Source organism: Kitasatospora sp. NPDC001539 (assembly GCF_040298565.1).
In the GTDB taxonomy this organism is placed as follows: domain Bacteria; phylum Actinomycetota; class Actinomycetes; order Streptomycetales; family Streptomycetaceae; genus Kitasatospora.
In genome coordinates, this window is sequence record NZ_JBEPAK010000276.1 from 1 (window position 1) to 8,766 (window position 8,766).

Sequence of the window (8,766 nt, forward strand, 5' to 3'; positions counted from 1 at the left end):
GGGAGTCCATGCGGAGCATCGGCGACCGACGACAACGCGGCGAGGCGCGTGCCCCGGCGTCGGCCCGCAGGCGGGGGTTTGAAGACGGGCCCTAGAAGGATCCTGAAGATCTTGCTGGCGGAGGGGCTGTCCCGGTTGGGGACAGCCCCTCCTGCGCTATGTGGTTGCGAGGGTGATGGTCCAGGTGTGGCCGGTGTGGGTGAGTCCGAGGTTGATCAGTCGGCGGAGGTTGAGGGCGGCGGCGCGGTTGTGGAGCCAGGTGTTGTTCTTCAGGACGCCTCGGTAGGGGACCCGACGGTTGCCCCGGGCGACGAGCCAGGCCATGGCGCGTTCGACTGGTGGCCGCCAGCGGCGGTATTCGGCCTGCCAGTTCGGGTCGGCAGCCTGCTGGCGGGCGGCTTTGAGGCGGTCGTAGTGGGCGTGGACCTGGAAGGCCCGGCCGGTCTTGGAGCGGGTGCACTGCTCGCGCAGGGGGCAGTGGGTGCAGAGCTTCTTGAACTGGGCGGTGCGGGCGCCGTTGGCGTCGGGCCGGCCGAGGGCCTTGGTGTGGCCGGCGGGGCAGGTCACCTCGCCTTTGGCGGTGTCGACGTGGAAGTCGTCGCCGGTGAAGCCGCCGGGCACGGCGGGTTTCAACGGCGGCGGCTTGATCACGAGGGTGTGGCCGTCCGCTTCGAGGGTTTCGCGCAGGTCACCGGTGCCGTAGGCGGTGTCACCGAGAACGGTCAGGTCCTCGCTCTCGTCGGCGAGGAGGACCTCGGCGACGGCTGCCTCATGGTTGTCCGCCCCGCTGCCGGCGGTGAGCTCGACCTCGGTGAGCAGGCCGGTCTCGGGCTCGAACGCGCCATGGGCGCGGAAGCCGTCCTGGTGGCGGGTTCGGTTCTTGTGGATGTGGCGGGCCTCGGCATCGACGGTGGAGACCACCCGGTCGTAGACGGTTCCCCGTGCGATGCGCCAGCGTCCGTTGCGTCCGTCTGAGCCGTCGGCGACCTCCACGTCCTGGCCGGCGACCAGGGCCAGCAGCCCGACCGCGTCCGCGGCCTTCTCGTCCAACTGTCGTTCGGGCAGGCGGCCGAGCAGGTTGAGCGCGTCGGTGACCAGTGCGTCCACGAGCGTGGCGCGGGCCTGCTCGTCGTTCCAGGCGATGCGGGGCTTGCCCGGGTCGGTGTAGTCGTGCGCGGTGCACCAGCGGGCGGCGGTCCTCTCACCGCCGGGCACGTCCCGGATCACCCGGCGGATCGCGGCGATGAGCTGGGTGACGGTGTCCTGGGTGGCCACCGCGTCGTCCAGCACGGTGGAGTCCAGCGCCCGACGGTGCTTGCCCTTGAGGACGCCGGTGGCCGCGACGACCTCCTTGACCTTGGTGAACAGCCGGTTCGGATCGCCAGAGCGTTGCAGGCGTCGGCGGAAATAGGCCAGCAGTGACGGGTCGAACGCGGTGTCGTTGAGGCCGAGCCCGCATGCGGCCTTCCACCGCAGGTCGCAGCGCAGCTCCTGGACCGTGTCGAAGTCCGACAGCCCGTGCAGGCTCTGCAGGACCACGGTCGCCGCCAGGATCTGTGGCGGCATGCTCGGCCGCCCGTTCTTCGACGGGTACATGTCCGCGAACATCGAGCCCGGAAACAGCGCTTCCCTGTGCTCGGCCAGGAACGCGAACACACTTCCCGCCGGGATCAACTCCCGGCAGGTCTCCCACACATCCGGCCCGACCAGTTCCCCAGCCCATTCCCCCATCGCCACGAAACGAGTCTGGCCCCACCGCTCGCGCGGTGGGGCCAGACCCCAACATCTTCATCAGGCTTCTAGTAGGGCCCGGTCCGGAGCCGGACCCTAGGCCTCCGCCAAGCCCAACGCCCGCTGCAGCACGGCGGCTTGGGCGAGCAGCCGCTCGTCCCCGCCCGCCGCACCGACCACCTGGAGGCCGAGCGGCAGTCCGGTCGCGGTCCGCCCGGCCGGCAGGCTCAGTGCGGGCAGGCCGAGGAAGCTCCACGGCGACGACATCACCGCGTTCCCGGTGGTGTGCAGGCCCTCCGGCGCGCCACCGGTCGCGGACGGCGCGAGCCACAGGTCCACCCCGGCCCCGGCCGTCGCCGCCGCCACCCGCTCGCGCAGCCGCTCCCGGAACTCCAGCGCGGCCGCCCGGTCCTCGGGCGCGATCCCCTGGCCGACCCGGATGCTCGCCACCGTCTCCGGCCGGTACAGGCGACCGAACCGGGCGAACCAGTCGGCGTGGCTGCGGGCCAGCTCGAACCGGTTGACGGCCTGCAACTGCCGGCTGACCTCGGCGAAGTCGGCGAACAACGGCACCCGGCACACCGTCAGACCGGCGCGCTCCAGCCGTTCCAGCCACTCCTCGAAGGCGCTCAGCGCGGCCGGCTCGGCGTGCTCCAGGTACGTGCCGTCCGGCACGCCGAGCACGGGCACGCCGGCCTCGGGCTCCCGCCGCCAGTCGTCGCAGAGCAGCGGGGCCGCCAGCGCCACCCCCGCCAGATCGGCGGTGAACACGCCCAGGGTGTCCAGACTGGGCGCGTTCGGGAGCACGCCCGCGGACGGGATCCGCCCGTACGTCGGCCGGAAGCCCACCACTCCGCAGTACGCGGCCGGGCGGATCACCGAACCGACCGTCTGGGTGCCGATCGCCAGCGGCACCAGGCCCGCCGCGACCGCCGCCGCCGAACCGCTGCTGGAGCCGCCCGGGGTGTGCCCGGGGTGGTGCGGATTGCGGGTCGGCCCGGGAGCGCTCGCCGCGAACTCGGCGGTCGCCGTCTTGCCCGCGACCATCGCGCCCGCCGCCAGCAGGCGGTCCACCACGACGGCCTGCGGGCCCGCCAGCACCCCCGGCGGCAGCGCCGATCCGCCGTGCGTGGGCAGCCCGTCCACGTGCACGACGTCCTTCCACCCCCACCGCCACCCCGTACAGCGGCGGCCGCCCGGACGGCCGGGGGTGGCGCGCCTCCAACTCCCGGGCCCGCGCCATCAGCCGGTCGTGCCGGCCGGGTTCCGGCACGAAGGCGTGGATCAGCGGGTCGACCCGCTCCACCAGCGCGCAGAGCCGGTCCACGTACGCGGGCAGGCCCGGCTCACCGGACCGCAGGCCGGCGGCCTCACGGGCCAACGAGCGCGGCCGGACGAGGGGTTGCGTCATCCCGCCCACGGTAGCCCTGCTCACGGCGGCGCCGGTCCCCGGCCGCCCGGGGTCATCCGCACGCCGGTCTCACTGGTGCTCGGCCGCCAGGTAGGGCTGCTCGCGCAGGAAGTACGCGCCGCAGGTGTGGCAGCACAGTTCGGGGGTCTTCCCCCAGTCCACCGCCTCCCGCACCGGCGCCTCCGGATCGAGCTCGCGGCCGCACATCGCCACGTTCTGCCCGCCCCGGACCATGTGCCACAGCCGCACCCCGCCGGACTCGCCCTCGGCGCCGTACTCGGCTCGCATCTGGTGCATCATGCACCCCATCGTCCGACCGTCCCCCGGCCCCGGCAACCGGAGGCCGCGCAGCGCGTTTCCCCCGGTCGGGATCCGGCCACCGGCGCCCGGTAGGGTACCCGGGCGCGACCGGCGCCGACGGCCTCGGCCGCGGCCCAAGTCGCCCCTAATCAGCCAAATTTCACCCAAGCTGGAGCCTTTCAACGTGCGCTCTTCCCACATTCTGGCCGCGTCCGCGCTGGTGGCCCTCTCGCTCGGCGCCACCGTCTGCGCCGCCTCCGCGAGCGCCGTCGGGATCAGCCCGACCCCCACCGCGACCGCCACGCCGAGCGCGACCACCCCGCCCAGCACCCCGGCGACCACCCCGGGCACCCCCGCCCCGACGGCCACGGCCAAGCCGACGGCCACCGCTCCGGCCAAGCCGACGAACCTGCCGACCCCGCCGGCCCCGAAGCCGGCCCCCGGCGACGAGTGCCGCGGCGGCGTCTACCAGAGCTCGCTGCTCAAGGTCACCGGCACCGGCCTGTACGGCACCACCCTGACCAAGGGCGGCCCGGCCGCCGAGGTCACCCTGACCTGGGAGAACAAGAGCGGCGTCGACCTGCCCGCCGTCGACAACTCCTTCTACGTCACCGACGAGTTCGACGGCGGTCGGCCGGTCGACTGGAGCACCGAGTTCTTCGACGTCCAGCTGAACACCGGTGACGGGTGGAAGCCCGCGCAGCTCAACGACCGGAGCCTCCGGGCGCCCGAGTTCAAGCTGGCCAAGGGGCAGAAGCTCACCTACAAAGTCCGGATCGCCGCCACCGCGAAGGCCCCGGTCGGCCGCTACGGCGCCAACTACGAAGCGGGCTCGAACGCCTTCGAGAACGCCAAGGTCCCCAACCCGGCCAACAACAAGCCGCAGGCCTGCACCCAGTTCCTCGACGACTACCTGGGCGAGTTCCACGTGGCCGAGGCCGGTGCCGCCACCACGGCGGCTGCCGTCCCGGTCTCCGCCTCCGCCTCCGCCTCGACCGCGGCCGGCCCGGAGCTGGCCCACACCGGTGCCGACTCCAGCACCCTGCCGATCGCCCTGGGCGGCGCGGCCGTGCTGGCGGCCGGTGCCGGAACCGTGTTCGTCCTGCGCCGTCGCAAGGCCGGCGCGCACAGCTGATCCACCCGGAACGAACCCGAGGGGCGTGGACAACCGTTCCCGCCCCTCGGGGGTCTTCCCCCCTCGGAGAGCGACCCCGACCCGACCGCTGGAGCCCCGATGCGACCCGCCCGCCTTCCCGCCGCCTGCACCCTCCTCGTGCTCACCGCGGGCCCGGTCGCCCTCAGCACGGTCCCCGCCCACGCCGCCGACTCCTCCCCCACGGCGGCGCCGTCGGCGGCGCCCGCAGGGACTCCCTCGACGACGCCGTCCGCCCCGGGCCCGAGCGCCACGGCCGACCCCACGGGCACCCCGTCCGGCGGCCCGGCCCCCTCCGCCTCCGCCGCACCGACCGCCGCCGGCTCCCCCGCCGACTGCCCCGGGGGTCCGACGCCCGTCACCATGCCGGTCACCGGCAACGGCACCGGCACCGGCACCGGCACCGGCACCGGCCAGCTCTCGGTCACCTTCGACAACACCACGACCGCGACGGTCAGGGAACTCGCCACCACCGTCGCCCTCGCCGACGGCGGCACCACCGCCCTCCCCGCCGAACTGCGCGCCCCCGGCGGCACCTGGAAGCCCCTCACCGTCTCCGGCACGCCGACCGACACCGGCACCTACCTGGTCGCCCCCGGCCAGAAGCTCACCCTCCAGCTCCGCGCCGGCACCCTCGCCGACCACCGCCTCACCTTCACCGCCACGTCGGAGCTCCTCCCGAGCGGCTCCGCCCCGGCGAAGAAGGACACCTGCCCCCGGCTCACCGCCGCCTACACGTACCGCACCCCCACCCCGCCGGCCCCTACCCGCCTCGCCGACACCGGCGCCGGCACCGCCTCCCGCCCCCTCGCCGTCGCCGGCACCACCGCCCTCCTGCTCGGCACCGCCCTCCGCTGCCTGACCCGCCGCCGCCCGGCCCAGGACTGACCCGCCGCCGCCCGGCCCAGGACTGACCCCGAGCAACCCCGAGGTCGCCGCCGCCTGGCGAGGGCGTCGAAGGCGCACATGAAGAAGTTGCCGCAACTCGGGTCACGCTCCCCCGGCGTCTCGCCGATGGCGATGACCACCCCGCGAACCTGCTCGTCACAAACGAGAACCCCAAGGCGTACCACCGCAGCGTCTTCGACACGGGTGCCTGGAGGCTCGCGCTCGTCGCGGCCGGGGTGATCCCGCCGCGCGAGAAGGGGGCGAAGTCCTTCCAGGCGGCCCCGGACGACGGCATGCACGCCCTGCGGCATGCCCATGCCTCGGTGCTGCTGGGTGTCGGTGAGACGATCAAGGCGCTCACGGCCTACCTCGGCCACAGCGACCCGGGCTTCACGCTCCGGGCCTGCACCCACCTGATGCCGACGAGCGAGTCCCGGACCCGCTCGGCGATCGGCAGGGTCCTGCCGGGTTCGAGGGCTGGGCGCTCTGCGCCGAAATCCGGGGGCATGTGCCCCACCTGTGCCCTGGCGGCCCGATCACCGCCTCCGGCATCCCTCGGCCAAGGGCTCTGCGAGAACCGTTTCCGCAGGTCGCGCCCGTAACCCCACTACGAGGCCGCCCGCAGCAGCGCGTCGTCCTGCCACTTGAGGATCTTGTCGAAGCTCACGATGGCGCCCCGGAGGGGGTGGTTGCGGAGCTGGACGTGGTCGGTGAGGGCGTGGATGAGGAAGAGGCCGCGGCCGGACTCGGCGGTCAGGTCGGGGAGGGTGTCGAGGTCGACCGGGCGGAGGGTGGGGGCCGGCGGCCGGCAGGGGAGGACGTGGGTGTCGTAGGGGTGGCCGTCACGGCGGGGCCGGTGGGTGGCGAGGATGCGGGCCGGGACGGTGGCGCGGGCCCGGCGGGAGCGGCGGGGGCCCCGGGCGTCCGCGGCCGGGCGGGCCGGGGCGGGGGCGGCCGGCCGGCGGGCGGGCGGGGCGGCGGTCGCCGGCAGGCCGGGACCGGAGTCGGTGACCTCGATCCGCAGGCGGTCGCCGCTGATCGAGGCGGTGACCTGGAAGCCCTCGTCGGGCCGGCCGGTGGCGCCGTGCTCGACGGCGTTGGCGCAGGCCTCGGTGAGGGCGACGCCGAGGTCGTCGGCGATCTGCGGGTCGACGCCCGCCGTCGCCATCGCACCGAGCAGGATGCGCCGGGCCAGCGGCACGCTGGCCGGGTCGCGCTTGAGGTGCAGAGTCCACCAGATGTCCACGGGAGGTCCCTCCTGGCTGCGGCTCCACATACAACTAGGTATCTCCGGGCGATTCGGCGGTGAACCGTGCCCGGGGGCGGGTACCGCCCGTTCGGCGGATGGACTGGGGACGGGGTCTGTGCCGAAGGGCGCACATGGGCCCGTGCACGCCGCTGCCGAACGGGGCATTCGTACGGACTTCCCACCCTGCCGGTGTCGGCGGTGTACGCGATGAGATGATGGCCCGGCCATGACTGCCCTCCCCGCCGCCCCGCTCCCGGGCGCCCCCGTACCGGTCCGGCCGGTGGGGGCTGCCGCCTGGGACCTGCGGCTTGCCCGGGCGGTCCCCTTCGCGCTGGTGTGCACGCTGATCGCGGCCGCCGGGCACGCCCTGGCGGGTGGCGGCGACGTGCCGCCGGCCGCGTTGGCGACGGGCTTCGCCGCGGTGCTGCTGCTGGCGGTGGCGTGCGGCGGCCGGGAGCGTTCGCTGACGGCCATCGCCGGGGCGCTCGGCGCGGGGCAGCTCGGGCTGCACTGCCTGTTCCACGGCTTCCCCGGTTTCCTCGACGGCTTCGGCGGCGTCCCCGGCGGCGCCCACCACGCTGCGATGACGATGCCGCAGGCGGCCGGCCGGCTGCTCTGCAACGAGGCCCGGCCGGGCACGCTGATCGGCTTGTCCGGCGGTGCCTCCCCGGAGCAGTTGGTCACCTCGGCGGGTCTGGACGCGCACGCGTACGCCGTCGTGCCGTGGTGGCAGGGCGGCGTGCTCGGGATGACGCCCTCGATGCTGGCCGGGCACCTGGCCGCCGCGCTGGTGGCGGGCTGGTGGCTGCGGCGCGGCGAGGCGGCGCTGTGGCGGCTGGTGCGGGTGGCCGCGTCGGCGGCCCGGGAGCACTGGGCGGCGCCGCTGCGGTCGGCGCTGGTGCTGGTGGTCGCGCTGCTGCGCGGCCTGTTCGGCGTGGCCGGTCCGGTCCGCCGGTTCGGGAGCGGGGGCGGCGAGGGGCTGCTCCCGGCGGGTGCGGTGCTGCGGCACAGCGTGGTGCGGCGCGGCCCGCCGTGCGGGGCGTTCGCGCACTGACCCGGTGTCGCCGGTACCGCTGAGCGGTGGCGGGTTCCGGGCGTGCGCGTGTCCGGGCCGGCCCGTCCGCCACAGCGACGGCGGCCCCAGGTTTCTCCCCACGTCCCCACGTGCGGCCCCGCCGAGGCACGGTCCACCGTCGCCCGGTGCCGAAGGGCCGCCGAGCTCCGATCGGAGACCCCGCATCATGCGTTCCCTTCCTGCCCGCCGTATCGCCGCCGTCGCCCTGACCGCCGCCGCCTCCGTGGTGGCGCTGGCCGGCCCGGCCTTCGCGCACGTCACCGTGAACCCGGGCGCGGCCGCCCAGGGCGGCTACGCGGCCGTGAACTTCCAGGTGCCGAACGAGAGCGACACGGCGAGCACGGTGAAGCTGGAGGTCAACCTTCCGCTGGACCACCCGCTGGCCTCCGTCCGGACCCTGCCGATGCCGGGCTGGACCGCCACCGTCGAGAAGTCGAAGCTCGACAAGCCGCTCAAGGTGCACGGCAGCGACGTCAACGAGGCCGTCTCCAAGATCACCTGGACCGCCGACGCCGGCACCAAGATCGCCCCCGGCCAGTTCCAGGAGTTCCGGGTCTCGCTCGGCCCGCTGCCGACCGACGCCGACAGCCTCGCCTTCAAGGCCCTCCAGACCTACGACAACGGCGACGTCGTCCGCTGGATCGACGAGGCCCAGGCCGGCCAGCCCGAGCCGGCCCACCCGGCCCCGGTGCTGAAGCTCACCAAGGCCGCCGCCGGTGACGGCCACGGCGTCACCGCCACCGCCTCCCCGGCGGCCGACGCCCACGGCGGCAGCTCCGACCACGCCGCCGCCTCGGACGGCGGTGACGAGTCCAGCGACAGCACCGCCCGGACCCTGGGCGTGGTCGGCATCGTGGTCGGCGTGATCGGCACCGCCGTCGGCGTGCTCGGCCTGCGCCGCAAGAGCAGCGGCTCGGCCTCCTGATCCCCGCGCCGGCGGGGCCGCGCCCACTCCGGAC

Annotated in this window: 8 protein-coding genes; 4 read left to right on the forward strand and 4 right to left on the reverse strand. The window is 74.9% G+C overall.

Going from position 1 to position 8,766, the window contains the following annotated elements; all coding sequences use genetic code 11:
* Positions 1-156: 156 nt before the first annotated feature.
* From ABT247_RS28910 to ABT247_RS28920, 3 genes are all read right to left on the reverse strand, one after another.
* On the reverse strand, positions 157-1,731 hold the full coding sequence (locus ABT247_RS28910) for an IS1182 family transposase (protein WP_350748170.1): 1,575 nt from the start codon (positions 1,729-1,731) through the stop codon (positions 157-159).
* 96 nt (positions 1,732-1,827) lie between these two features.
* Positions 1,828-2,877, reverse strand: coding sequence for an amidase (locus ABT247_RS28915; RefSeq protein WP_350748151.1), 1,050 nt, complete (start codon positions 2,875-2,877; stop codon positions 1,828-1,830).
* Positions 2,878-3,211: 334 nt separating this feature from the next.
* The gene (locus tag ABT247_RS28920) at positions 3,212-3,442 is read right to left on the reverse strand and encodes a hypothetical protein (RefSeq protein ID WP_350748154.1); all 231 of its coding nucleotides are present in this window, start codon (positions 3,440-3,442) and stop codon (positions 3,212-3,214) included.
* Positions 3,443-3,626: 184 nt separating this feature from the next.
* Here ABT247_RS28920 and ABT247_RS28925 point away from each other — a divergent pair, with 184 nt between their 5' ends.
* Both ABT247_RS28925 and ABT247_RS28930 read left to right on the forward strand, forming a co-directional pair.
* Positions 3,627-4,577, forward strand: coding sequence for an LAETG motif-containing sortase-dependent surface protein (locus tag ABT247_RS28925; protein ID WP_350748157.1), 951 nt, complete (start codon positions 3,627-3,629; stop codon positions 4,575-4,577).
* Positions 4,578-4,676: 99 nt separating this feature from the next.
* Positions 4,677-5,483, forward strand: a complete 807-nt coding sequence (locus ABT247_RS28930; protein WP_350748159.1) for a hypothetical protein — start codon at positions 4,677-4,679, stop codon at positions 5,481-5,483.
* Positions 5,484-6,090: 607 nt separating this feature from the next.
* Here the strand turns inward: ABT247_RS28930 and ABT247_RS28940 are convergent.
* Entirely contained in the window at positions 6,091-6,729 is a 639-nt protein-coding gene (locus ABT247_RS28940) for an ATP-binding protein (protein WP_350748162.1), read from the reverse strand.
* Positions 6,730-6,958: 229 nt separating this feature from the next.
* On the opposite strand from ABT247_RS28940, the gene ABT247_RS28945 reads away from it, so the two are divergent.
* Both ABT247_RS28945 and ABT247_RS28950 read left to right on the forward strand, forming a co-directional pair.
* Positions 6,959-7,786 (forward strand): hypothetical protein, encoded by an 828-nt coding sequence (locus ABT247_RS28945; RefSeq protein WP_350748165.1) that lies wholly within the window; start codon positions 6,959-6,961, stop codon positions 7,784-7,786.
* 187 nt (positions 7,787-7,973) lie between these two features.
* On the forward strand, positions 7,974-8,732 hold the full coding sequence (locus tag ABT247_RS28950; RefSeq protein WP_350748167.1) for a YcnI family copper-binding membrane protein: 759 nt from the start codon (positions 7,974-7,976) through the stop codon (positions 8,730-8,732).
* The last annotated feature ends 34 nt before the right edge of the window (positions 8,733-8,766 follow it).

Excerpts from the sequence above, each read along its gene's own strand:
- ABT247_RS28920 (WP_350748154.1), bottom strand. The coding sequence starts at position 3,442 with ATGATGCACCAGATGCGAGCCGAGTACGGCGCCGAGGGCGAGTCCGGC.
- ABT247_RS28930 (WP_350748159.1), top strand. The coding sequence starts at position 4,677 with ATGCGACCCGCCCGCCTTCCCGCCGCCTGCACCCTCCTCGTGCTCACC.
- ABT247_RS28950 (WP_350748167.1), top strand. The coding sequence starts at position 7,974 with ATGCGTTCCCTTCCTGCCCGCCGTATCGCCGCCGTCGCCCTGACCGCC.
- ABT247_RS28945 (WP_350748165.1), top strand. The coding sequence starts at position 6,959 with ATGACTGCCCTCCCCGCCGCCCCGCTCCCGGGCGCCCCCGTACCGGTC.
- ABT247_RS28910 (WP_350748170.1), bottom strand. The coding sequence starts at position 1,731 with ATGGGGGAATGGGCTGGGGAACTGGTCGGGCCGGATGTGTGGGAGACC.